This window comes from Vibrio sp. PSi01, from assembly GCF_054960695.1.
Map to the genome: position 1 here is coordinate 35,906 of NZ_JBHNYN010000004.1, position 24,444 is coordinate 60,349.

Genomic DNA, 24,444 nt, shown 5'->3' on the forward strand with positions numbered 1-24,444 from the left:
ATGTGATCTTGACCCAGAACTTAAAACAAGATTTGCATATTATTATGGTTTTAGTGCAACTTTTTGCAATTGGGGTTGCTAATTGATTGATTAAGTAATAATAAACAACGCTAAATGATGCCTACTCGTAACAGGCTAATTCGTTAGATGGCGAGTAGGCAAATCGTTGGTGAGCTTCTCAATTGAACTAAGATATTGTATTGATTAACTTAACCCGATGATGTCCCCTTTGTCATCAATATCCAACGACATAAATGCAGGTTTATCAGGTAACCCAGGCATGGTCATCACATTGCCACACAAAGCATAAATAAAGCCCGCACCAGCACACAGTTTTAATTCTCTAATAGGAACGTCAAAATGAGCCGGCGCTCCTTTTATGTGTGCTTCTGTCGAGATAGACAACGGCGTTTTTGCCAAGCAAACCGATAGGCCGTTAAAGCCGTGTTTGTTAAATTCCTCAAGCTGTTGTTTCGCAAGATCTGATAATGTAATGCTTGATGCCCTGTAGCCAACTTCAGCAACTGCCATCAGTTTCTCTTCCAAACTCTGTTCAGATTGATACAACGGCTTGAACTCATTGTTATCTTGGCAAGCTTTTACGACGGCATGCGCTAGTTGAGTGGCACCTTCACCGCCTTTGCCAAATGCTTCGCTTATTTCAACGCGAACACTTGGGTCAAAATCGATGATCATCTGTTTTAAAGCGTTTAGCTCTTGAATTGAGTCTTGTGGGAAGCGGTTGATTGCAATGACAATAGATACACCGTACTGTTTGACATTGTTGATATGCCATTTAAGGTTTTCAAAGCCTGCTATCAGCGAGTCTTGGTCATCACTAAAAATTGAATCTGGTAAGGGATTCCCCGGTCTTAAATCGTATAATCCAGAGTTCGCCTTTAAGCCGCGTAATGTTGCAACGACAACTGCGCAGTCAGGTTTCTTGTTCGACGCCTTCACTTTTATGTTGCACGCTTTTTCAAAGCCCATATCTGAGCCGAACCCACCTTCAGTTACAACAAAGTCACTAAGCTTCAATGCTATTTTATCGGCAATGATGGATGAGTTGCCATGTGCAATGTTTGCGAATGGCCCAGCGTGAATTAACGTAGGAACGCCTTCAAGGGTTTGCATCAATGTAGGCTCGATAGAATCTTTCATTGTTACGGTCATCGCCCCTGCAACGCTGAAGTCATCTGCCGTTAGCGGTAAGCCGTGCTGGTTATACGCAAGTACCACTCGACCGATACGTTTACGCAAGTCTTGAAGGTTATTCGCCAATGCGAGTATTGCCATTAACTCTGAAGCTGCTGAGATATCAAATCCGTCTTCACGCTCAAAGCCATTAATCGTTTTACCGGCTTCATTTTTTCCAACGGTGAGCATACGAAGTGCGCGGTCATTGTGATCGAGCACACGACGCCACACGATTCTGTTGGGATCGATATCTAAGGCTTTTAAGCCAGAGCGCGCTTCAAAAGCTCCTAAACCTTCACGTTGCTCGTGATACAAACGTGCGTCAATCGCGGCAGATGCGAGGTTGTGAGCAGCTGTTACAGCATGAATATCGCCAGTCAGATGCAGGTTTAATTGTTCCATTGGGGCTACTTGAGAATATCCACCGCCTGCAGCACCGCCTTTAACGCCGAATACTGGGCCCATTGAAGGCTGACGAATACAGGCCATTGCCGATTGGTTAATCTTAGCGAGCCCTTGTGCTAGTCCGATTGTGGTAACGGTTTTACCTTCACCGAGCGGCGTCGGAGTAATCGCTGTTACGACAACCAACTTACCATCTTGTTGGTTAGCGAGACGCTCCAGTGACGTTAGAGACACCTTTGACTTATATTGCCCTAGTGGCTGGTGTTCGTTATTTTGTAAGCCAGCGTGTTTGGCAACCTCACTGATGTTTTTAAGGGGAGTTGAGCGACAAATATCAATATCAGATAGCATATTTGATCCTTATATCAGAACCGAAAGGTGGTACGTAAACGTTTGCGTGGCGATAGTACTGTATAAATTTGCCAAGTAAAGGCAAACCACACGAATTATGTGCTGGAAGATAACAGATCTAAAGAGTCATTGCGCGAGATCAAATCTTAAACGAGCAAAATATTCGATTTGATTACCTTCGGTTGTACTTACATTATCGTTTGATACAAAAAGGGCTGCATATAGCAGCCCTTTTAGTTCTGGAAAGTCTCACCAGCTAATAAAGCTAATTAGTTAATCATCTAATTAGCTAAAGCCTGATTAACGATCCCAGTATGTTTCTTCTAAACTATCTTCGCGTTCTGGTAGCGCACGAGAAAGGCGAGGAGAGTGCTGAGTCAACACTTCGTAGCTTACACGGTTTGCGTACTTACAAATTTGGGACAATGACGAGTACGTTAGGCACGTGTATTCATGTTTTTCTGAGTTCGGCACGTTCACGTGGTGGTAGCTGTTCGCTGCCATATCGTGTAATAGAGCAGAAAGCGCGCCATCGCCAGCACCGTTGGTGTTTTTAATCTCTAGTGGACCACCTAAGTAAGGGCCGATGTGAGAGTATACTTTCACTGGGTCTTGGCAGTCTTGCTTACGCATTGCACGGCTGAATTCATACTTATTGAACTCTGGGATGTTACCTGGTAACAATGGCAGAGTCGTTTCACGCTTCGCTAATTCGTCTGTGTAGCCAGCCATGTAAAGACCGATTGGGCCAGCAGTACATAGCACTAGGTCTACCCATTCAAGTGCTTTATTAGCCGCAAGTAGAGGATCTTTCTCGCCAGTTAGAGCTTCACCCTCATCTTCGTTCATCGCAACGATAGTAACGTTTTCTTTTAGGTATTCTTGCCACCATTCAGCATTTCCTTCGATCACGTATTTAGTACCAAGTGTGAGTACAACAGGCACATTGTGCGCTTTCGCGTATTCAATTGCTTTTTGCACGGCTTTTGGCATTGGATCTTCTGGCTTACCGCGCATTAAGTATGAAGAGACGACTAACGCTGAGGCCTTTTCGAAAACCTGCTCAGGAATGCTTTCAGGAAGCAGTTGATTCATGTGTCCTTCGTTGATCGCGAATGTACGTTCGCCATCTTCGGTAATGAGCGTATAACAACGACCAATAGGACCATCAACAGTTTGTAGGTGGTTTAAGTTCATACGAGAAGAAGTGCGGCATAGGTAACGATAACCAAATGAGCCAACTTCAATTTTCTTAGACATGACGCCAAGCAGAACAGATTTGCTGTCTGCGAGTACGGAATAATTGTGCAGTGTATTACCAATAGTATCGCCAGGGTATTGATGTGTGATCAAACCGCGCTCAACTAACTCTTCATATAGCGCATCTGCTTTACTTTCTTCCAATACTAGCGAGTGACCTTTACTCAGCTCGTATTTTTCTAAGAACGCGTTATCAACACGGGCTTCGATATCAACAATCGTTTGACCAACACCGACAATTGTTGCGCGGTGTAGCTTGGGTGTTTGTTGAATTTGGTTGACCAACGGATCACGTGCGTGAGTTGGAAAGTAGTGCTTAGATTTACGCTGTCCAGGAAACTTCATATGAAAAATACAGTGAAAAAATTTTGCCGCATGATATCACATTTTATTTCTGTTTCTTTCATTTTTATTACATTTTGAATCACCTGTACAATGTCTGTACAGGTGATTCGCTTGACTATTTACGTAAGACTATTCGCTTGTCGCTATTCTGTTGGTACTAACGTTGCGGGATCAACGTAAGCCTTTGTACCCCATAGCGGAACAGTTGAAAGGCTGTGTTTGAAGCTACCTTCTGTTTCCTTTGTAGTGTAAGACAAGTAGAGCAGTGATTGATTCTCTGCATCGTAAATACGGCGAACCTTCATTGTCTTGAAGAAAATACTCTTTGATTTCTTAAATACCACTTCGCCTGACTTGCTTTTGTCAATTTGATCAATCATTTCTGGTGTGATTTCACCTGTTTGACGACAAGAAATAGAGCTATCACTTGGATCAGAAAGGCTGAGGTTTGCCTCTATTGATGCGATATGGCAAGTCACACCTGCGATCTTATCGTCATCTAAAGAAGACATCTTGATATCTTTCATTGTGAAGAAACCCAGTGAGACGTCGCCAACCTCGTTGTCCGAACAGCCAGTTAACATTGCGATGATACCTGCTGTTATTAAGGCTTTTTTCATAAGAAGTCCTTTTTATTTATATAGTTCTGTTTACTATAAGGATATTGAAAGCTTGAATACGAGTGTAGAGCTTTTCGTTAAGTTCTTAAAGGATGTTGTTGGATAATGAAAAAGATGAAGCATTTAAAGTACTTGTTGGCTTTGATCATGCTCTGTATCCTTTCTGCTTGTAGTTCGGCACCTCAGTCGACCATATGTCTTCCAAATAACTGTGATATTTGGGGATACTAACCGTGGGTACTAAAAGAATGAATAACGAAATACCTGAAATTGCACACCAGAAAAATAAATGGCTATTTAGTCAACTCGATATTGCATATCCTGCAAAAGAGAGCCTCCTCGGTCGAGACATCTATAAAAACCAACTTTCTCAAAAGACTTACCAACTCCTCCCGCAAGACCAAACTCCTACTCAAATTGATGAATTGCACAAAGTCGACTTCCATAAACTGACCGTACTTTTCTCTCTTAACCAAGCCAGTGCCTATCAAAATGAAACCGAAAGAGCGCACATGTTGGAATTCTTAAGCCAGATAATGCTGTCGGACGAACATGAGCTTTATGTAGGGACAACAAAAGGCGATGTTGTGGCGAGTGCGATTGTGACTCAAGGTGCAAGTTGTCTGTTGATATCGGATGTTGTTAATAAGAATGATCAAGATATCAACGGCTTTGCTAAACAGTTACATGATTTTTGGGCACAAGATCATGCTTCTGGCGATCAAGTATGGGTTGAGAACTAAAGATTCTTTGAGAAAGCGTTAATCTGAGTACAATACCCCATCTTTTAAAAAGGGTTTTGTATGTACAAGCTATTGATATCAATCGCTGTATTGTGTGTTAGCGCTTTTTCTCCTGTTACACATGCTAAAGACTGGGATATTAAACAAATTCTAGTTCTGCACTCCTACGAACCTTCCTACCAATGGACCGCGGATTTCCAAAAAGGAATCGAAAACGCGTTCAAACACTCAAAAGCTGAAATAAAGCTCTCTGTAGAATACTTAGATACCAAGCGTATCCATAGCCCTGAGTATTACGACGCTTTGGCAGCATACTTCGAAACTAAATATTCGGAGTATAAGTTTGATGGCGTCATTGTCACTGACGATAACGCAGCAAATTTTCTTAAGTCGTTAAGCTCAGTGATTGATCGTTCGACACCTGTTGTTGCTGCTGGTATCAATGATATTAGTACTGATATGTACGCGGTCACCGACAAGGCGACCGTGCTGTATGAGAATGACCATATTGATATTAATATTGCGCTTATTGCGCAATTAAGACCAAACCTTAAGAACTTATATTTTGTAAATGATTACAGTGTCACGTCTGAGTTGATACGAAAAGAAGTGCATAAAGTAATGGCTGAATTTCCGCATATCAACTTGATTGAAATTGGAAGTCAAACGCTTGAACAAGCGAGCCAATACTTAAAGACAATTTCTGTTGATGACGCTGTGTTACTCAGTCACTACAACACAGAGCTACATAAAGCAATTTACCACTCTTACAAAGAGGTAGCGGAGATCCTGTCAACTTCGAGCGCGGCACCTGTATTTGCGCTTTGGCAATTTAACATCTTAGGTGATGTATTCGGTGGCTATGTAAATCATTCACAAAGTATGGGGGAAGAGGCGGTCAATGCTTTGGATAAATACGTGCCGCTCGGATTTTCTGCCCCTTTAATTCCGGGTGATAATATACGTTTTGTCTTTAATTACCCTGCAATGAATAAGTTTGGTATTAACAAGAGTGCACTTCCTGAACAATCGGTAGTCATCAATGAACCAGCTTCTTTCATACGTAAGAATTTCCAAATACTGTTGGGTTTGATCATGGTGATTGCAGGGTTGAGTCTGATTATCGTAATGCAGTTCATTACTTTACGTCAGAAGAAAGAGTTAGCGAAGAAGAACAAACGAATCCTAGCCCTTCAGAAGCAGACACTAAATGTTCAAAAGGACATGATTCATGTATTGGGTGAGGCCATTGAAACCCGCTCTGGTGAGACAGGGAATCACGTTAAACGTGTCGCTAAATTATCAGCATTACTCGCCAAGCATCACGGCTTAAGTCATCGTGAGGTCGAGATGATTGAGATAATCAGCCCGATGCATGATGTCGGAAAAATTTCGGTACCGGAATCGATCTTGGATAAGCCTGGCAAGTTAACGCCACAAGAGTGGGAGGTGATGAAATTACATACTACAGCTGGCTACAACTTATTGAAAAGCGGTGCTGGTGACATTACTAACCTTGCTGCGATCATTGCTAACGAGCACCATGAGCGTTGGGACGGAGCGGGTTATCCTAGTGGTAAGGTTGGTGAGGAAATTCATCTGTTTGCTCGCATTACTGCAGTGGCTGATGTATTTGATGCACTACTTAGTACTCGTTGCTACAAAGAGCCATGGCCATTAGAGATGGTTGTGGACTTGTTTGAGCGAGAGTGTGGTTATCAATTCGACCCTAAGCTGACCAAGATCTTATTGAATCACTTAGCTGAGTTCGTCGCGATAAGAGATACTTATCCTGATACCGAGGATTCACGTCACGTGATCAATTTACAAGGTCCTGTTGATTTACAAGCTACTGTCGCTCCAAAAGATGCAACTGACCTACAGCAAACAGTGTCTGCAAAGAGTGAGTTAAGTACTGTGTAGGCGATTGTCGCCATCATTAGCTTAAGCAGATGCTCTCTTTAACCTTTATAACACTCTCCAGTTGGCCTTTTTCTTCAGAACATTAGCCAAGTCCCTTTATATTTTGAACTGATATTCATTTGCTTTTGTAAACATGGCAGCATTTGGTTCTAATAAAGTTGATTTAATTTGGTGAAACCTGTTGCTTAACTTTAGCTATTAAGTGATCAGCTGCATATTTTGCGAAGATAAATAAGTGCGCATCGGTAAACTGTTACCTAAGTCATCTCTAGCATTAAGATAACTCTATAGGATAAAGCTTGGATTTGATGTGAGTGAAATACCTATGCGGCTAGAACAGACTAAATGTGTGATTTTTGATTGTGATGGAACGCTGATTGATAGTGAGAAGCTTTGCTGCCAAGCTTTAGTGAATGTGTTTGCTGATTTTGGAGCTAGTTTAAACGTCAATGATTGTTATGCTCACTTTCAAGGCGGGAAGTTAGCCGATATATTGATGGATACACAGGAACGTTTAGGGCTTTCTATCTCGATCGATACGCTTGAGCCGTTATATCGAACAGAACTAGAAGCAATGTTCCAGCGCCATTTAAAGCCAATGGATGGTGCTATAGAGCTTATTGAATTCCTTAAGCGACAAGATATCGAATTTTGTATTGCTTCCAATGCACCTAAATCTCGAGTTGAATCTTCATTAGCGATGACAGGTATGCTTGACGACTTCAAAGGCAAAGTGTTTTCGGCTTTTGACGCCAATAGCTGGAAGCCAGAACCTGACCTTATTATGTATACAGCTATGAATATGGGCTTTTTACCCAATGAATGTATTTATGTGGATGACACTTTGAAGGGGATTGAGGCTGGTGTGCGTGCTGGTATTCAATCGTTCCGACTGCGCCCAAGTATTGAAGAATTAAGCGTATATCCAGAAGCCGGCTCTACAGAACTAGCGGCTCAGGATATATACAGTTTGGAAGAAATTTCGGTTTGGATTAATGGCAAGCACTGTTCAAGTGGGGGTATACCGAGTTCGGGAGCTTTGGTGGGGTAGAGCCGAGCTCAAGACTAATGACTTTACTAAATTGTTTGGTATGAAAACCGCAAGATGCGCAAGTAAACTTCTCTCCACTTTCTGAAAGCAGATATTCGTCGTGTTGGCATAAAGGGCACGTGATGTTTTCGGTGTTCGGTGCTTCTGTTTTATTCATTATGTGTCACCTGCAGCAAGAGGGTAAGCGAAAATAAGACCCGTACTATTAGATTACTCCTAAGCTCGATTATTAGACAGTTTTGACTGCTTATAATCTCTCCTTTGCGACTAACTTCATGGTAATGATAATCTGATAGTTAACGGGCATACAGGTGGCCATGTTGCATTGTTTTTACTCTGTGAGTTTTCTGAGTAATGGGTTGCTTAGCAGTCTAACGATGTCTCTTTGAAGCATTCTGGACCAATTTTTCTTGTTTATTTTCTGTTTCCTTTACCCGCTATATCCCCAGTACTTAGTATCTTGCGACGCTAAGCTTAGTTATCTATGGTTAATTAGATACACAAAACCCCAATAAAAAAGGACTCTTACGAGTCCTTTTGGGTTAACTGGTTTTGGAACAAGTTGCTTCACGCTGCTTGTCTCGTATATCTCGTCGTTAAGTGCGGTATCTCGCTAGTGTCTGAGACAGAGAAACCGATGCTTCTGTCAGCTTAGATACACCATTTGAAGAATTCTGTGCGACGTCTTTAATTACATCAGATTGGCTGCGAATATCATTAAGCTCTGCAGCAATCGTGTTCGCAACATTACTTTGTTCATCGGCCGAGGTCGCTATTTGAATACTCATGTCCATTAACGCTTGCGCTGAGTCAGCGATAGAGTGAACGTCATGGCCAATATCCGAAATTAGATGACTACTGGTTTGTGCTTGGTCAACGGTTTGTTCGGTAATCTTTGCAATATTTTGGCTTTCTTGTTGAAGACGCTCAATCATTGTTTGGATCTCAACTGTAGCAGACTGAGTTCTACTTGCTAGGGTTCTTACTTCATCAGCAACAACAGCAAAACCACGACCTTGTTCACCCGCACGAGCCGCTTCAATCGCAGCATTTAATGCAAGTAAGTTAGTTTGCTCTGAAATAGCGTTGATCGTCGTGATGACTTCATTAATTTGACTAGTGTTTACGTTGAGGCTAGTAACAGAAGAAGAAGTTTGCTCAATCAAAGAAGAAAGGGTGGTGATCTCTGAGATGGCTTGCTGAACCTTAGCGTGGCTATCGTTAATTTGTTGTGCGTCTTGTTCTGTTTGTTCTGTTGAACGAGCTGAAATATTAGAAACTTCATTGGCTGACGCGGTCATTTGGTCCATTGCTGTTGCAACGGAATCCAGTGACGCGTTTTGGCTCATAATTTGAGTTTCACTGCGTTTCATCTCTGTTTCAAAAGATGCAGACGTTTCGCTTAGTGTCGCAGCGCTGTGGTTTACATTGTCTACGAGCTCGCTAAGTGTGTCCATTGAGCGGTCGAGTGCACAACCAATCGTACCAAACTCATCACGGCCTGGGTGGAAACCAAGTCGTGAGGTTAAGTCACCGTCACCAATCTTTTGAGTGGTTGAATAAAGTACCCAAAGCGCGCCGCCTAAGAAGGTCGCTACCCAATAGCAGAAAATACCAAAAGGGACACACCATAAGAGACTGAGTAAGAAGGTGTATAGTGCTTGTTGCTTTTGATTTTGTGTATTGATATCGGAAACAGTCAGTGAGTAGTAGTTACCATCTTTCGCTAACGCGGTTGCCGTAACAGAACCATTGTTGAGTACATTGGTTTCTTGAGGGCGTGATTGTTGGCGAACTGAGTCGATAGAGGCAGGTGATTCTGATGCAGACAAAATACCTTTAAGTTGATACTCAACCTGCTGTTTTGCACTAGCGTCAATTTGGTCCATTTTACTGACGTAGTTTAAACCAGATAAGCTTACCACTGCGGCCAAAAATATTAAGAAAATGACCCAAAACTTATCGTTAATAGACATTTTGATAAACAACTTGTCTATCGTTCGAAACTGTACTTCTTTCATAAAAACTCCACGGTAAATCCTTTACCGTGGACTCTAAATAACCGACCCTAATAAAAATGTGATCTAATCCAGGTAACTGTGAAAATTAATGATATGGAGATGTCAGTTATGAGATATCGATCAACTTATTCAATCTCGGATCCCTTTATTAGCCAAGTGACGGTAATAACCCTACTGAAATCAAGATTTGGATAGCAATGATAAATATACCAATAGTGCCAGCTAAAAACAGTGCTTTGCTTCCACCTAATACTTGGTAAGTCGTTCCTGTTCCTTGCGATTGAACAGAGAAGTCAGTGTAACGAATCTTGTAAACCATGACGGTAGGTAAAAGGATTGCCAGCACAGAAAGCGCAATAGCTGCGTAGCCCAATGCTGTGATGAATCCTTGAGGGTAAAACAGAGCAAAACCAAGTGGTGGTAAGAAGGTGATAGCCGCTGTTTTTGCACGTTTGCCGTTGCCAAGCTTATTGCTAAGAGAATCACCCATGAATTCAAATAGCCCTAAACTTACCCCAATAAAAGAAGTCAGTAGTGCAAGGTCCGCGAATACACCGACGATCACGCTCAGGTTGGATTGGTGAACGGTTTGCGATAGAGATACTAAAAGCGCGCCCAAGCTTGTATCTGACAATAGTTGTTCTTGGCTAATCACACCTAAAGTCACACTCTGCCAGAAAACGTAGATAACTAAAGGTAGTGCTGAGCCAATAATCATTACTTTACGTAAAGAGCGAACATCGCCATCTAAATAGCGAACGATCGATGGAATGCTGCCGTGGAAACCGAAAGAAGTAAATACGACAGGAATTGCTACAACAATAAGACCTTGCTGCAATGGCATACTCATTAGGTACTGAGAGGTAATGTTTGGTGCTAAGAAACTTAGAACTAAAACCATTGCGATTAGCTTTAACCCAAATAAAACGCGGTTAACTTTGTCGACACTGTGTGTACCAATAGTTACAACGCCTGCAACTAACAGTGTGAATAGAAGAGTGGTGATTTGAGAGTTGAGCTCGATACCCGCGATATCCGAAATACGTTGGTTAAACTGGGCACCACCGCCCGCGATGTATGCCGCACATAAAGCGTAAAACAGAAACATCACCGCGAAGCTCGCAATCCACTTTCCTTTTGTCCCTAAAATTGTGTGAGCTAAAGTGTGTAGGGTTGCGTCAGATTCTGCGAATTGATGAAGCTCTACCATTAATAGAGCCGTAAATGCCATTAATGCCCACAAACCCAACATCAAGAAAAGTGAAGTGGAAAAGCCGATACCTGCAGAAGCAAGGGGAAGAGCGAGCATGCCAGCACCAATCGTGGTACCAGCAATGATCAAAGTACTACCAAAAACCTTTGATTTATTCATTGTATATAATTCTTTACGTTAGAGTGTATTTTCATTGTAATTCTTCTAGCTTAAGTGCATAAACCCAAAGAATATCTCGATTTTCAAGTATTCTGATTGAGTTTAATTCCAAATGCAATGCTTTGTGTAATTAAAAGCATCCAGTGTAAATCTTGGTTTACACTGGGGCGTATTTTCAAAAACTTGATGGTCTAAGCAAACGTTTGACTATGATCTGGTTCAAAATTGTTAGAGTAAATGGTTGTACTTAGTGTAAGGTGGCAGTACATATGTCGTTCGCGTATACCCCTTTAGCGTAAAAAGGCGCTGATGACCGCGAGTAGCTTTAAGCTATAAATATGGAATGGGTAAAGTAGAGTGCGTTCATCAAAGTGACATAATATAAGTCCAAGATGGTGCACTAGTTAACAGGACATTATGTCCACACCAAGGAATAGAGGGGGCACTATGAGTGACCAATCTTTTAATGACGAAAGTCTTGAGTTGTTAGATGCCATGGAAATTGGTATTGATTTATCTGACTATGAGCAGACGGTTAAACAATTAGCAGAAGAACTTTTTAACTCTTCAAACTAAAGTTTTATTAAGTTTTGGGTATACTAAAGCTCAATACTTCCATAGCTCAATGTTTCCCAAATTAGACAACTCTTAAACTGAGCAAACCTCATTTGCTCACACGTCAATCAAAACTATCCTCATTAAAGTTCGCGAAGATAAACGAGTACGTTTACCATATTACTTAGTTCTCGATACTTTAATGAGGTTCAATGAACTTTCTCGCACATCTTCACATCGCGCAACATTGCAAGAGTAACTTGGCAGGAAATCTGTTAGGTGATTTTGTTAAAGGCGATCCGAATAAGCATTATTCAACTTCGCTTGCAAATGGCATCAGACTTCATCGATTCGTGGACAGTTACACCGACCTCCATGATGTGTCGCGCTCAGCCAAATCACTCTTTTCAGTTCAAACACGGCGCTTTGCTCCTATTGCTCTCGATGTATTTTGGGATCATTGCTTAGCCAATCATTGGGAGCAATTCTCACAACAGACACTGGAACGTTTTTGCCTGGATTCCCACCAACAAATTTTCGCACATCAAGAACCACATTGGCCTGAGAGTTTTATTACTATCCATCAGAAAATGGCGGAACAACGATGGTTAGAAAGTTATCAAGACATGTCTTCAATCGATATGGTACTGCAACGAATGGCTATAAGAAGGCCCAAACTAGGCATGCTCAAAAACTGTTATGCTGACCTTGAGTACCACTATGATACGTTGCAGTGTCACTTTAATGAGCTTTATCCATTGGTTTTAGAGCAAGCTAACCAGTTTAGTACGCTTCAATTGAAGAAAAATCAAAAGGAAAGGTAAACAGCGTAATGCAGGTTTGCTACAATCCGCGCCTATTTAATCGTTGAGCATCATACTATGTCTGAATCTACCAAATCTTTTAACCAACTTGGATTATCTGAGCACCTTCTTGCTACGTTAGCAGAGCTTAATTTTACGGCTCCTACCAGTGTTCAAGAACAAGCGATTCCATTGGTATTAGAAGGCAAAGATGTATTAGCTGGTGCTCAAACGGGTACAGGCAAAACAGCGGCATTTGGTTTGCCGATTATTCAAAGATTAATCGAGACCAAAGACAACATTATTCCAAATCCAAAGTTAGTGCGTGCGCTTGTGTTAGTGCCAACGCGTGAATTAGCACAACAGGTGTTTGATAACGTAACCGAGTACGCAAAAGGTACCGATATTAAAGTCGTTGTGGCTTATGGAGGTGTTAGCATGAAGGTTCAAACTGATAACCTGCGCGGCGGCGCTGATATTCTTGTAGCGACGCCTGGTCGTCTTATTGACCATATGTTTACCAAGAACATCATGCTAAGCCATACCGAAGTATTGGTACTGGATGAAGCGGATCGCATGTTAGACATGGGCTTTATGCCGGACATTAAGCGCATTCTTTCTCGCATGAACGAAGTTCGTCAAACCTTGTTCTTCTCAGCAACGTTTGATAACAAAATCAAAGCGATTGCACATCGTATGATGCAGTCGCCAAGTGAAATTCAAGTCACGCCAAAAAACAGTACAGCAGAGACAGTTACCCAAATGGTTTACCCTGTAGATAAATCGCGTAAGAGTGAACTGTTGGCTTACTTAATCGGATCGAAGAACTGGCAACAAGTGTTGGTGTTCACGAAAACTAAGCAGGGCACTGATGCTCTAGTTAAAGAACTTAAGCTAGATGGCATTAAAGCGGCATCTATCAATGGTGATAAGAGCCAAGGCGCGCGCCAAAAAGCATTAGACGATTTTAAATCGGGTAAAGTACGAGCGCTTATTGCGACAGACGTAGCAGCTCGTGGTATCGATATTCAGCAGTTAGAACAAGTTGTGAATTATGACCTGCCATTCAAAGCAGAAGACTACGTTCACCGTATTGGACGAACTGGCCGTGCAGGCAACAGCGGTTTAGCGATATCTTTGATGAGTCAGGATGAAGCTTATCTCCTGGGTGACATTGAGCGATTACTTGATACACGCTTGCCTCAAGAGTGGTTAGAGGGCTTTGAACCAAGCCTTGAAAAAGACGTGGCACCAGAACGAGGGGGGCGTAGTAAGAGTCGTTCATCAGAAAAACGTAAGATGAAAGCAAAGCTAAAAATTCACCAAAACCGCGGTAAAGCGCGACGCTAGTCTTGTTGGAGTTGATGTTTATCGCGTTTATTAATTCGAAAGTATTAACCTGAGCCAATATAAAAATGCCCCATGACTGTCATCAGTCATGGGGCATTTTCGTATCAAGGCAATTTAAATGTCGAGTACAAAGGCCTCAGCGTTACTTAGTCTTGTTCGCACTTCCATACGCAAGGTACGTCATAAACTAATTCTTCGATCGAGGTAGGATTCAGTGCCCATTCTTCATTGATGTTGAACGTGCTGAGCATTTGTGTGTTGAATAACTGCCAATGTTTTAATAATGCTTCTTCAGGTGTTGACTGCATCTCGCCTTCGTTCCATGTGCTTTCCATGAACGGAGTTAGGCATACGGCTCCATGCGCGTACATGATCATTTGCCACTTAATCTCATAAATGTTGATCAAGTTTTCAGGATTCGCCTCATTATACTGCTCAGCTAGCATATTGATTTCTTTTTCAACATTGCCAACATTGTCGATAAAGTAATCAACTAAGTTATCTTTTTGGCGAACAGAGTCGGTGATAAGTTGCATCGGCTTACGTGAGTGAATCATGTTGCTAAAGAGGCGCATACTAAATAAATAGATAGTAATGTTTGGCGCTGCATCTTTTGGAAGCTCATCCATGATTTTAGCAATATAAGACTGAAAATAACCATGTAAACAATCGCTTATAGCATGCCAAATCTTTTCTTTGCTACCAAAGTGGTGGCGGATAAGGCTATGCGATACGCCTGCTTTTTCACTGATGTTACGAAGCGAAACGCTATCATAACCATGCTCACAGAACATATCCGCAGCAACCGTCATGATCAAAAATCGCGTCTCCTCCGCGTCTTTTGCACTTCTTCTACCTTGTTTCTTTTCTGTCATCTTTACTTCACACGTTTACCTGATTACCACATTCTACACTGTTTTTATTAAAATAAAAAATACTGCACAGGTGGAAAGTAAAGCTTGAGAATTATCTAATTTTAAATATACTGCCCGCCTGTGTAATAAAACATAATAATTAAATGGAGAAGCATCATGCAATCCAATTTGTCTATCGAAACCAGTTTAAGAAAGAATGCGTTGCTAGCGATCGCCACGATCATGCTTGCGGGTTCTCTAACTGGGTGTAATAAAGCCCAGTCCGAAGAAACTATTCAAGTTGTTAAACCTGTAAAGCTTTTTGAAATTCCTCAACAAAGTGATGTTGACCTAGATAGCTTTATCGCCAAAGTTGACGCAACCGATCGTGCTGCGCTTTCTTTCCAAGTTAGTGGAGACATTGAAATATTTTCTGTTCGAATGGGGCAGGAAGTGAAGAAAGGCCAAGTATTAGCAGCGTTGGATGCAACGGATTACCGAATTGCGCTTGATGCGGCTCAAGCAAGATTTGACTTGGCGAATAGCCAGTTCAAACAAGCTTCAAAGTTATACGCGAAAAAGCTAGTAAGCACTGATTACTATGACCAAGCTTTAAATACATTTACTGCCGCTGAAGTTGAGTTGGACCAAGCAAAAACAAACCTTGGTTACACCACATTAGTTGCTCCATTCGATGGCGTAGTGTCTATGGTGTTCGGTAAGCAATACCAATTAATCGCAGAAAAGCAGCCAGTGCTTAACATTTTGAATCACAGCGAAATGGACGTGACGTTCTCTATCCCGGTATCAAAGCTTGAAGACCGTTCTATTCAAGACCTAACCAGTTCAAACATGTGGGTAGTGATGGATAGCCACCGAGGCATTCGTATTCCCACTCGTTTTAAAGAGATATCGACTCAGCCCGACGAAGACACCAACAGCTATCAAGCGGTTGTGTCTATCGTAAAACCTGACGGGATAAATCTGTTGTCCGGCATGACTGCCCAAGTTGAAGTTCAGAAAAGTAAATCTCAGCTAGGCATCGGAATCGTTGACTCTGCATGGTTAAGCAGAGAAACGAACCACGGCGAGCTTTGGCGTTATAGCCCAGAGTCTCAATTGATTTCTAAAGTACAAGTATCTCTTGACCCACAAGGCAACGTTATTGATGGCTTGTCTCCTGGCGACCTTATCGTTGAAGCGGGTGTCGATGTTTTATCTGAGGGCCAGCAAGTCAAGGCGTGGCAACGTGAGGGCGGTATTTAATGAACCTTTCTAAATTATCATTTGTCGTAGCATCTACTTTGTTTCTTCAAGCCTGTAACAGCGAGGCTGATCACCGCGAGCAACCTTCTCTTTTCGTTTCTACCTTTGAAGTTGGTGCTCCTCTCACTGAACAGTTCAGAAGCTTTAACGGTCAAGTGATGCCTGCTGAGTTAACGCCTTTATCTTTTAAGCTGCCTGGTGAAATTAAGCGAGTCTTGGTCGAGGCCGGAGACAGAGTAGAAAAAGGGCAATTGCTCGCAACGCTTGATAACGATACCTACCTGCAAGGTTTGACGGACGCTAAATCTCAATTTGAGCTAGCGAGTAAGCAACTTGCGCGTGGTACTGAGATGTTCAGCAGCAAGATGCTATCTCAATCTGAACACGATCAACTAACCGCTAACTACAAATTGGCATCGGCTAACTTGGCTGCGGCAGAGCGTAAGCTGAGTTACACCGAGCTTTTAGCACCATTTTCTGGAACGGTTTCAACAGTAGATAAACAGCGCTTTGAAAATGTAACACCGGGTGAAACTTTATTGAGCTTGTATCAAAACGAAAAGGTGTATGTGCGAATTCAAGTCTCAGATTCAATCTTAGCGTCAATCAGCCCAAATATGCGGTCAAACAGTTACCGCCCTCAAGCGACTTTCGGTGGGCATACTGGTCAATATCCATTGACGTATTTAGAACACACCAGTGAATTACACCCACAATCTCGTTCTTATGAATTTTGGATGCAGATGCCACAACCTAAGAACGAAGTTTTACCAGGTACAAGTGTTACGGTAAATGTAGATATGGCTAAAGCGGGTCTAAGTGATGTTCAAGGCTATGAATTACCAATGACAACGCTACAAGCTGGGGGTGAAGCAACCCAGTTTTTTGTATGGAAACTCGAAGATGGACAAGCGTTCAAAAGCGAAGTTGAAGTTGAAAAGATCAGTGGTAAAGGCGCACTTGTCGCTCACGGTGTTGAGCAAGGTGATCAACTCGTAAATTCAAATTTAAGAAAACTCCGTGACGGAATCAAATTGTCAGGAAAAGCAGAATGAACATCGCAGAATATTCAATAAAGAACAAAGTAATCAGTTGGTTGTTTCTCGTCATTTTGGCCATCGGTGGTGTCACATCTTTTGGTAATCTATCCCGTTTAGAAGACCCAGCTTTTACCATCAAAGATGCCATGATTATTTCAACTTACCCTGGCGCCACATCAATGGAAGTTGAAGAAGAGCTGACGTATCCACTTGAAAAAGAGATAAGACAGCTCCCTTATATCGATAAGATTACGTCGACCTCATCGAGTGGCATGTCTCAAATAATGGTCAGTATGAAGATGGACTACGGTCCGGACGAGCTACCACAGATTTGGGATGAGATGCGTCGTAAAATTAATGATCTTCAACCTACGCTTCCAAGTGGTGTTAATTCTGTTCAGATTATCGACGATTTTGGTGATGTGTTCGGTGTCATGATTATGCTAACGGGGGACGGTTATGATTCTGTTGAATTGAAGCAATACGCTGACTACCTAACACGTGAAATTGAACTTGTAGAAGGCGTTGGGAAAGTCAGCATTGCCGGTGATCAACAAGAACAAATGTTTGTTGAAATGTCACTTGAACGCTTAGCTGCGTTGAACTTAGATATGTCGACCGTAACCTCCTTATTAGCACAGCAAAACAGTGTGGTATCGGCTGGTGAAGTGATGCTAAACGGTCAAAGCTTAACGATTAGACCTAATGGTACGCTCAATACCGTTGAAGAACTTGAAAACCTGATCATTCATGGTCGTGACACGGGTAACTTAATTCGCCTTAAAGATGTCGCTGATGTTACGCGTGGCATTCAAGAAAAGCCTGGCAATGTGCTTACTTACAACGGCAAGCCGGCTATAAACCTAGGTATCGCCTTTTCGTCAGGTGTAAACGTAGTCGAAATTGGCAATGCGCTTGATACGGAGTTGGATCGCTTAGAAAGCATTAAACCTGCCGGTGTAGAATTGAACTACTTCTATAACCAGGCACAAGAAGTAGACAAATCAGTTGCAGACTTTTTGATTAGCTTAGTTGAAGCGGTTGCTATCGTTATCATTGTGCTGCTGTTTGCAATGGGTTTACGCAGTGGCTTAATCATTGGTTTGGTACTTTTATTGACGGTGTTTGGTACCTTCATTCTTATGGACTACAACGATGTAGAACTGCACCGTATCTCACTGGGTGCACTGATTATCGCATTGGGTATGCTGGTGGATAATGCGATTGTTGTTGTTGAGGGTATTCTGGTTGGCTTGAAAAAAGGTAAGACCAAACTTCAAGCAGCGAAAGACATCGTGACACAAACACAATGGCCACTATTGGGTGCGACCATTATTGCTATCACAGCCTTTGCGCCTATCGGCTTGTCGAAAGATGCAACAGGTGAGTTCATGGGCTCGTTGTTCTGGGTACTGTGCTTCTCGCTATTCTTAAGTTGGGTAACGGCGCTAACATTAACGCCTTTCCTTGCTGAAATGTTGCTTAAAGAAGAAGACAAAGTTGATGAAAACGAAGACCCTTACAAAGGCATCTTGTTCGTTGTATTTGGTGTGTGTCTGAAAGTAGCGCTTCGATTTAGATGGCTTACTGTTGTCAGTATGGTTGCGCTATTAGCAGTTTCCGTAGTCGGCTTTGGGATGGTGAAACAGCAGTTCTTTCCACCATCAAACACACCAATGTTCTATGTAGACATGTGGATGCCGGAAGGCACTGATGTTCGTGAAACGATCAAGCAGACCGAAAAGGTTGAAAGTTATATTCGCCAGCAAGATAACGTGGAGTTTGTGACAACAACGGTTGGGCAGGGTATGCAACGTTTTGCGCTTACATATCAACCAGAGAAAAGTTACGAAGCGTACAGTCAGCTACAAATTCGAACGACTGACCGTGACACCATGTTTGAAGTGCTAGAAGAGTTAGACAAGGATTTAGCCAACCAATTTGAACAACCGACGTTCCAATTCAAATTGATTGAGTTTGGCCCGTCACCAGCTTCAAAAATAGAAGCACGTATTAGTGGCGCAGACCCACAGATACTTCGCAGCATCGCGGTTCAAGTAGAAGATATTTTGTTAGCGGATCCGGGATCTCGAAATGTTCGTCATGACTGGCGTGAACGTACTAAAGAGTTAGTGCCACTGTTCAATGAATCAAAGGCTCGTCGTCTTGGCATTTCAAAGACTGATTTGTCTGAGACGTTACAAATGGCATTTGGTGGTTACAACATTGGGTTATTGCGTGATGGTACTCATATGTTGCCTATCGTAGCGCGTTTGCCTGAAGCCGAACGTTTTGATTTTGAATCACTGAATAATGTGAAAATCTGGAGTCCATCGTTGCAAACATACATTCCCGTTGAACAAGTGATCGATGGGGTTGAACTTCAATGGTCTGAACCGCTGATTCAACGTCGTGACAGAAAACGCACGTTAACCGTACTTGCCGACCACGATGTGTTGGGTGACGAAACGCCAGCTAGCTTGTTCGCTAGGGTAAAACCAAAGGTTGAAGCACTCGTTCTACCTGCAGGTTACGAGATTAGTTGGGGTGGCGAGTACGAAAGTTCCAAAGATGCGCAAGAATCTCTATTTGGTTCACTACCAATGGGTTACTTGCTGATGTTTATCATCACAATGCTTCTGTTTAACTCGGTTCGTAAGCCGCTTGTGATTTGGTTTACGGTTCCACTTTCAATCATTGGTGTTTCGATTGGTTTGTTAGGTACCAATATGCCATTCAGCTTCACTGCGTTCTTAGGCTTACTAAGTCTAAGTGGCATGATTTTGAAGAATGGTATTGTATTGCTTGACCAGATCAACACTGAATTATCAACCGGTAAAGACCCATACTTAGCGGTTGTGGATAGCGCGATCAGCCGTGTGCGACCGGTTTCTATGGCAGCGTTAACGACTATCTTAGGCATGATACCTTTGGTATTTGATGCATTTTTTGGCTCGATGGCGATCACCATCATGGCAGGCTTAGGTTTTGCTACAGTACTAACGCTAATAGTAGTACCAGTGATGTTCGCTATCCTTTATAGAATCAAACCGTCCACTGCGGGTTATTAGGGATTGATATAAAACAGATTCTTTTAAGCCAGCCCAGTCATCTTGACTGGGCTTTTTTATAAGTGCTAAGGCTAAGCGTTAAGTTTATAAAAGAGAGTTAACCAACAGGAGTTAAAAAGCCGCTAATCAATGGAAAAGCAGCTTCTATAGATAAGCGGTTTTAGATAGCGAGGCGTATATCCAACTCAATCGGCTGTGGCATGGCTAAGTGGTAGCCTTGATACATATCGAAGCCTAAACTTTGCATTGCAACGAGTTGTTGCTGAGTTTCAATTCCTTCAATTACGGTCTTGGCGCCAATTTGGTTAGCAAGCTCTAGTACTAAGGTCATTTCACGAGTGTTGCCTTTTTCGAAGTCGAGCATAACAGATCGGTCTATTTTTATTATATGAGGATTGATATGACGAACGCGTTGCTCGGTTGAAGCTTGTGTTCCAAAATCATCGACTGCGATTTGAAATCCATTTTGTGCGAGTGAGTGGGCGGCGTCTTTCAAGCGCTCTTCACTTTCTGCATTAAGTTCAACCAATTCCATTACTATTTGAGACGATGATAGGTTAAGTTCATGGAGGCGTTTAGCCAACAGACTGTCGCTTACTTTTTCTGCGGCAAACAGCTCACCAACGTTCGGGAGCACGTTCAAAAACAGGTGTAAGTGACGAATTTTTGATTGTGCAAAGTTGCGGATATGGATAGCTCTACTCAGCCTTTCTACATTGATCTTATCAACGCATAAAGTTTCGTCGGAATGGAAGAAGTGATCAGGACGAACAATTTCACCCTTGCCGTTCGATAGGCGAACTAAAGCCTCTACGCCTATCTGAGCCATAGAACAATCAAATATCGGTTGATAGACACTTTTAAGTGTTAGATCTTGGTATTTAGCAATAAACTGCATATCGGTATCCACGGATATACAGCTAATAAATTCACTTCTGTTTGATAGAATCATAGTCGTTAGTAAAGGTGTTTATTCAGTGACGAAAACATTCGCCATGGCTGTCACAATATTGACAGGTGTTAGTAAATTGTCAATTAATAAAAATTCATTTACAGCGTCAATATTTAAATAAATATAATTAACGAAAAATCAGGATGATAAATGATATCAGTAATTAGTCTCAATTATCACTTCCTGTCGTTTCATTGCTGCAGTGAATTTAATGGCTAAGGAACCTATCGCATAGTAACCACACCTAATATAAGGCTAGAGCACCAGTACACCAGAGAAAACTAGGGTTAAAGACTTAGATTTTGGGAGGGCATCAAAGTTAAGAATTAAAGAGACTGTACCAGTTACATAGAAATGATATCTATCTCTCATAATCGATAAAGTTAGCGTAAAGGTTATTAATCATTCAAAATTGACATTTGGATAATTAATGAACACAAGAAAAGTTTTCGGTTATAAAATACTTTGTGAAAGTCAAAAATTTACTTTAAATATTAAATTTAAAAATTGACTCGTATTCTTATTGCCATTGAAGTACTGCATAAAGTTGTAAGTATTTACGAACTAATTGTTGATTTCCTGACCGTTTTAAAGGATGTCCGAATTTAATAAAGCACGGGCTAATTCTAAAATTACGATTTAAATCAGTAGCAAACTGAGATTCGCTCTCTCTTAATGTGATGCCCTGTTGGTTGTATTCGGATATTTCGTCAGGCAACTCTCCCATCCACCAGTGCAAAAGCTCACCGCTAGTCTTACTTCTGCTGATCCAATGGTCAGAGACAATAATCAAAAGATCGTTAGGTTGAATGGCAAATCCGTACTCTGATTGCCATTTATGAATGTCTAGCATTAACTTTTTGCGGCACGTTTTTCCGGCGCTCACCATATGATGGCTAATCATCCAAACCGTACCAATTTCAGAAGAAATTCGGAAGTGACGAGGGCTATCACCAGAAGAGAACATTTCGAGTGGGCTGATGTTGCTCACATGATTAAAACTCACGAAGGTGTGTTCCATTCGTCGAGCAAACGCTTTTCCTATGTGGTGTTCACTGATCCCTTGGTTGTGTACGGTAGGGTAATGGTGTTCACAGAGCTTTAGACAGTCGTCTTGAAATTGATTAACGCTTTTAATCACGAGATCTAATAACAATGAAGTCCCTTATACATAGTTACTATCTTATTGATGGGCAATAGTACGGTAATTTGTGTGCCATTACCTATGAGCAAAACGTGAGTTCTTGATCCCTCTATCAAAATTAGCTATTCCAAGTCTTTTTTATGGATAGCACTGGCAGTCTAGTGGTCTGTCTTCTAAATTATGTGGAATTATAGTGAGTTACTAGGATTACAGTGAGCAACCAGAATTGTAGCCATCTCTCATTATCAATTGCGTTTAGCTCACCTAATCTTAGTCAGCTAATCACAGTTCTTCTACTCGTATTTATTCGGAAACATTTATGACTATTCAATTAGATTCAAAACAAAAGTCTGAGCTTACTGATGCTCTTCAAAAGTATCTGCAGGATGAGATCGATATAGAAGTAGGGCAATTTGATACCGAGTTTATAGTGGACTTCATCAGTAAAAAATTTGGTGCGATTTATTACAACAAAGGGATAGAAGATGCTCAAAAAGTGATGGAACGTAAAATGTTAGATATTGCAGATGAGCTTTACGAGATTGAACAAATCGTTGAAATTTAAAAACAATGCGCGTTGTTCAGGTAAAGAGCGACTGGTTCAAGAAAATAGTCACTTGTTCAAAAAATTTGAATAACTCGTTTAGATTGAAATGATGTAACTAATGTAAAGCTTGGTAAATAATATGTTACACAAACTTGGTGTAGGGTACGCTTTTTAAAACTACACTACTCGTTAACATTCGGAAAAGATGCATGGACAACAACGTTAGAAATTACAACCCTTTAGCACGAGCGATGCATTGGATTTCAGCTCTAGCAATTTTTGGCTTATTTGGTGTGGGCCTGTGGATGGTTGATCTTTCGTACTACAGCGAGTGGTACAAAACAGCACCAGACTATCACCGTTCGGTAGGTATTCTTTTAGCTACAGTGACCGTTGTTCGCTTGCTTTGGAAACTAGTTACCACGTCACCCAAGGTGGAAGGTAAAAGCTATGAAGTCGCAGCTGCTAAGATTGCTCACGGTTTTATGTACATAAACTTAGCGGTTTTATTTATTTCAGGTTATTTGATTTCTACATCAGATGGTCGCGGGATAGAGGTATTCAATTGGTTCACTGTCCCAAGTATGGGCGAACTGTTTGCAAACCAATCTGATCTTGCAGGAACGATTCACTACTACGCTGCATGGGTACTGATCATTATGGCATCAGTACACGCCTTAGCGGCGATAAAACACCACGTTATCGACAAAGACGATACGCTACGAAAAATGATAGGAGCTTCAAAATGAATAAGTCAATTATCGCTACAGGATTAGCATTTGCTATGGCAATGCCTTTCGCTGCGAACGCCGCTGATTACGTGATTGATACAAAAGGCGCACATGCTTCAGTTAATTTTAAAGTTAGCCACTTAGGTTACAGTTTTATCCAGGGTCGTTTTAATACGTTCTCAGGTGATTTTTCATTTGATGAAAGCAATATTGAAGCATCAAAAATAAATGTAACTATTGATACAACAAGCCTAGATTCAAACCACGCAGAACGTGATAAGCACATCCGTAGCTCTGACTTCATTGATGCAAGCAAATTTTCAGATGCCACTTTCAACAGCACAAAAGTGGTTGATAAAGGCGACGGCAAACTTGAAGTAATGGGTGACCTTAAACTTCATGGTGTCACTAAGCCTATCGTTATCGAAGCTGAATTTATTGGCGCTGGCCAAGACCCATGGGGTGGTGAGCGTGCTGGTTTCGTTGGTACGACTCGCCTAGAACTTGCTGACTTCAATATTCCTGTAATGGGCGCTTCAAGCTATGTCGATATGGATTTGCACGTTGAAGGTGTAAAGAAGTAATCTAGCTATTCACAATGGTCGTCTGATATCAACATTTTAAGAAGTATCAAAAGTTTAATTGATATCAAGAAAGCGACAGTTAGAAATAGAGAAAGGCGCAAAGTTTTCACTTTGCGCCTTTTTTATTGAGATAAATGGCAACGCGTTTAGGTCTGTTTTGTGTCAAACCTTTTGTTACGTCAAAAGCCACCATTTGCCTCTAGCCAGTCAACGTTGCTATGACTGAGTTATCCAGTTGAACTACTAATCCCTAATAGTT

The 24,444-nt window shown here is 41.7% G+C and carries 20 protein-coding genes; 12 read left to right on the top strand and 8 right to left on the bottom strand.

Features of this window, described 5'->3' with window-relative positions; genetic code table 11:
- Window positions 1-204: 204 nt before the first annotated feature.
- The 3 genes from ACFI6G_RS07370 to ACFI6G_RS07380 form a co-directional block, all read right to left on the bottom strand.
- Window positions 205-1,953 carry a formate--tetrahydrofolate ligase gene (locus ACFI6G_RS07370; RefSeq protein WP_462710204.1) on the bottom strand — a complete coding sequence of 583 codons (1,749 nt, stop codon included), beginning with the start codon at window positions 1,951-1,953 and terminating at the stop codon, window positions 205-207.
- Between the two features lie 300 nt (window positions 1,954-2,253).
- Window positions 2,254-3,558 (bottom strand): inosine/guanosine kinase, encoded by a 1,305-nt coding sequence (locus ACFI6G_RS07375; protein ID WP_016792005.1) that lies wholly within the window; start codon window positions 3,556-3,558, stop codon window positions 2,254-2,256.
- A 143-nt stretch (window positions 3,559-3,701) separates the two neighbouring features.
- Window positions 3,702-4,178: a CreA family protein gene (locus ACFI6G_RS07380; protein WP_462710205.1), complete on the bottom strand. Its 477-nt coding sequence runs from the start codon at window positions 4,176-4,178 to the stop codon at window positions 3,702-3,704.
- Window positions 4,179-4,426: 248 nt separating this feature from the next.
- Between ACFI6G_RS07380 and ACFI6G_RS07385 the strand changes: the two genes are divergently transcribed.
- The 3 genes from ACFI6G_RS07385 to ACFI6G_RS07395 all read left to right on the top strand — a co-directional run bounded on the left by ACFI6G_RS07385 (window position 4,427) and on the right by ACFI6G_RS07395 (window position 7,895).
- Window positions 4,427-4,921: a hypothetical protein gene (locus ACFI6G_RS07385; protein ID WP_010429480.1), complete on the top strand. Its 495-nt coding sequence runs from the start codon at window positions 4,427-4,429 to the stop codon at window positions 4,919-4,921.
- Window positions 4,922-4,981: 60 nt separating this feature from the next.
- Window positions 4,982-6,844 carry an HD domain-containing phosphohydrolase gene (locus ACFI6G_RS07390; protein ID WP_102402108.1) on the top strand — a complete coding sequence of 621 codons (1,863 nt, stop codon included), beginning with the start codon at window positions 4,982-4,984 and terminating at the stop codon, window positions 6,842-6,844.
- A gap of 325 nt (window positions 6,845-7,169) precedes the next feature.
- Entirely contained in the window at window positions 7,170-7,895 is a 726-nt protein-coding gene (locus ACFI6G_RS07395) for an HAD-IA family hydrolase (RefSeq protein WP_462710250.1), read from the top strand.
- Between the two features lie 596 nt (window positions 7,896-8,491).
- On the opposite strand, the gene ACFI6G_RS07400 is transcribed toward ACFI6G_RS07395, so the two are convergent.
- Window positions 8,492-9,916, bottom strand: a complete 1,425-nt coding sequence (locus tag ACFI6G_RS07400) for a methyl-accepting chemotaxis protein (RefSeq protein WP_010429493.1) — start codon at window positions 9,914-9,916, stop codon at window positions 8,492-8,494.
- A 148-nt stretch (window positions 9,917-10,064) separates the two neighbouring features.
- Window positions 10,065-11,288: an aromatic amino acid transport family protein gene (locus ACFI6G_RS07405; RefSeq protein WP_462710206.1), complete on the bottom strand. Its 1,224-nt coding sequence runs from the start codon at window positions 11,286-11,288 to the stop codon at window positions 10,065-10,067.
- A gap of 447 nt (window positions 11,289-11,735) precedes the next feature.
- Between ACFI6G_RS07405 and ACFI6G_RS07410 the strand changes: the two genes are divergently transcribed.
- From ACFI6G_RS07410 to ACFI6G_RS07420, 3 genes are all read left to right on the top strand, one after another.
- Window positions 11,736-11,864, top strand: coding sequence for a hypothetical protein (locus tag ACFI6G_RS07410; RefSeq protein ID WP_010429500.1), 129 nt, complete (start codon window positions 11,736-11,738; stop codon window positions 11,862-11,864).
- Window positions 11,865-12,055: 191 nt separating this feature from the next.
- Window positions 12,056-12,667: an acyl carrier protein phosphodiesterase gene (locus ACFI6G_RS07415; protein WP_010429502.1), complete on the top strand. Its 612-nt coding sequence runs from the start codon at window positions 12,056-12,058 to the stop codon at window positions 12,665-12,667.
- Between the two features lie 57 nt (window positions 12,668-12,724).
- On the top strand, window positions 12,725-13,996 hold the full coding sequence (locus tag ACFI6G_RS07420) for a DEAD/DEAH box helicase (protein WP_010429504.1): 1,272 nt from the start codon (window positions 12,725-12,727) through the stop codon (window positions 13,994-13,996).
- A 146-nt stretch (window positions 13,997-14,142) separates the two neighbouring features.
- Here ACFI6G_RS07420 and ACFI6G_RS07425 read toward each other — a convergent pair whose 3' ends face one another.
- Complete coding sequence (locus ACFI6G_RS07425; protein WP_016785211.1) at window positions 14,143-14,871, bottom strand: TetR/AcrR family transcriptional regulator; 729 nt, start codon at window positions 14,869-14,871, stop codon at window positions 14,143-14,145.
- Window positions 14,872-15,027: 156 nt separating this feature from the next.
- Between ACFI6G_RS07425 and ACFI6G_RS07430 the strand changes: the two genes are divergently transcribed.
- Genes ACFI6G_RS07430 through ACFI6G_RS07440 form a run of 3 tightly spaced genes read left to right on the top strand, consistent with a single transcriptional unit; the run spans window position 15,028 to window position 20,227 of the window.
- Window positions 15,028-16,116, top strand: a complete 1,089-nt coding sequence (locus tag ACFI6G_RS07430) for an efflux RND transporter periplasmic adaptor subunit (protein WP_016768768.1) — start codon at window positions 15,028-15,030, stop codon at window positions 16,114-16,116.
- A complete protein-coding gene (locus ACFI6G_RS07435) occupies window positions 16,116-17,171 on the top strand; it encodes an efflux RND transporter periplasmic adaptor subunit (RefSeq protein WP_280572461.1) in 1,056 nt (351 codons plus the stop codon). The genes ACFI6G_RS07430 and ACFI6G_RS07435 overlap by 1 nt, the downstream gene beginning before the upstream one ends.
- Window positions 17,168-20,227: an efflux RND transporter permease subunit gene (locus ACFI6G_RS07440; protein ID WP_016793677.1), complete on the top strand. Its 3,060-nt coding sequence runs from the start codon at window positions 17,168-17,170 to the stop codon at window positions 20,225-20,227. The genes ACFI6G_RS07435 and ACFI6G_RS07440 overlap by 4 nt, the downstream gene beginning before the upstream one ends.
- 160 nt (window positions 20,228-20,387) lie before the next feature.
- On the opposite strand, the gene ACFI6G_RS07445 is transcribed toward ACFI6G_RS07440, so the two are convergent.
- The gene (locus tag ACFI6G_RS07445; protein WP_016768771.1) at window positions 20,388-21,125 is read right to left on the bottom strand and encodes an EAL domain-containing protein; all 738 of its coding nucleotides are present in this window, start codon (window positions 21,123-21,125) and stop codon (window positions 20,388-20,390) included.
- Window positions 21,126-21,699: 574 nt separating this feature from the next.
- A complete protein-coding gene (locus ACFI6G_RS07450) occupies window positions 21,700-22,335 on the bottom strand; it encodes a hypothetical protein (RefSeq protein WP_010429523.1) in 636 nt (211 codons plus the stop codon).
- A 307-nt stretch (window positions 22,336-22,642) separates the two neighbouring features.
- On the opposite strand from ACFI6G_RS07450, the gene ACFI6G_RS07455 reads away from it, so the two are divergent.
- The 3 genes from ACFI6G_RS07455 (at window position 22,643) to ACFI6G_RS07465 (ending at window position 24,185) form a co-directional block, all read left to right on the top strand.
- A complete protein-coding gene (locus ACFI6G_RS07455) occupies window positions 22,643-22,888 on the top strand; it encodes a DUF2164 domain-containing protein (protein ID WP_010429527.1) in 246 nt (81 codons plus the stop codon).
- A gap of 191 nt (window positions 22,889-23,079) precedes the next feature.
- On the top strand, window positions 23,080-23,619 hold the full coding sequence (locus tag ACFI6G_RS07460; RefSeq protein ID WP_010429530.1) for a cytochrome b: 540 nt from the start codon (window positions 23,080-23,082) through the stop codon (window positions 23,617-23,619).
- Complete coding sequence (locus ACFI6G_RS07465) at window positions 23,616-24,185, top strand: YceI family protein (RefSeq protein ID WP_010429532.1); 570 nt, start codon at window positions 23,616-23,618, stop codon at window positions 24,183-24,185. The genes ACFI6G_RS07460 and ACFI6G_RS07465 overlap by 4 nt, the downstream gene beginning before the upstream one ends.
- Window positions 24,186-24,444 lie beyond the last annotated feature (259 nt).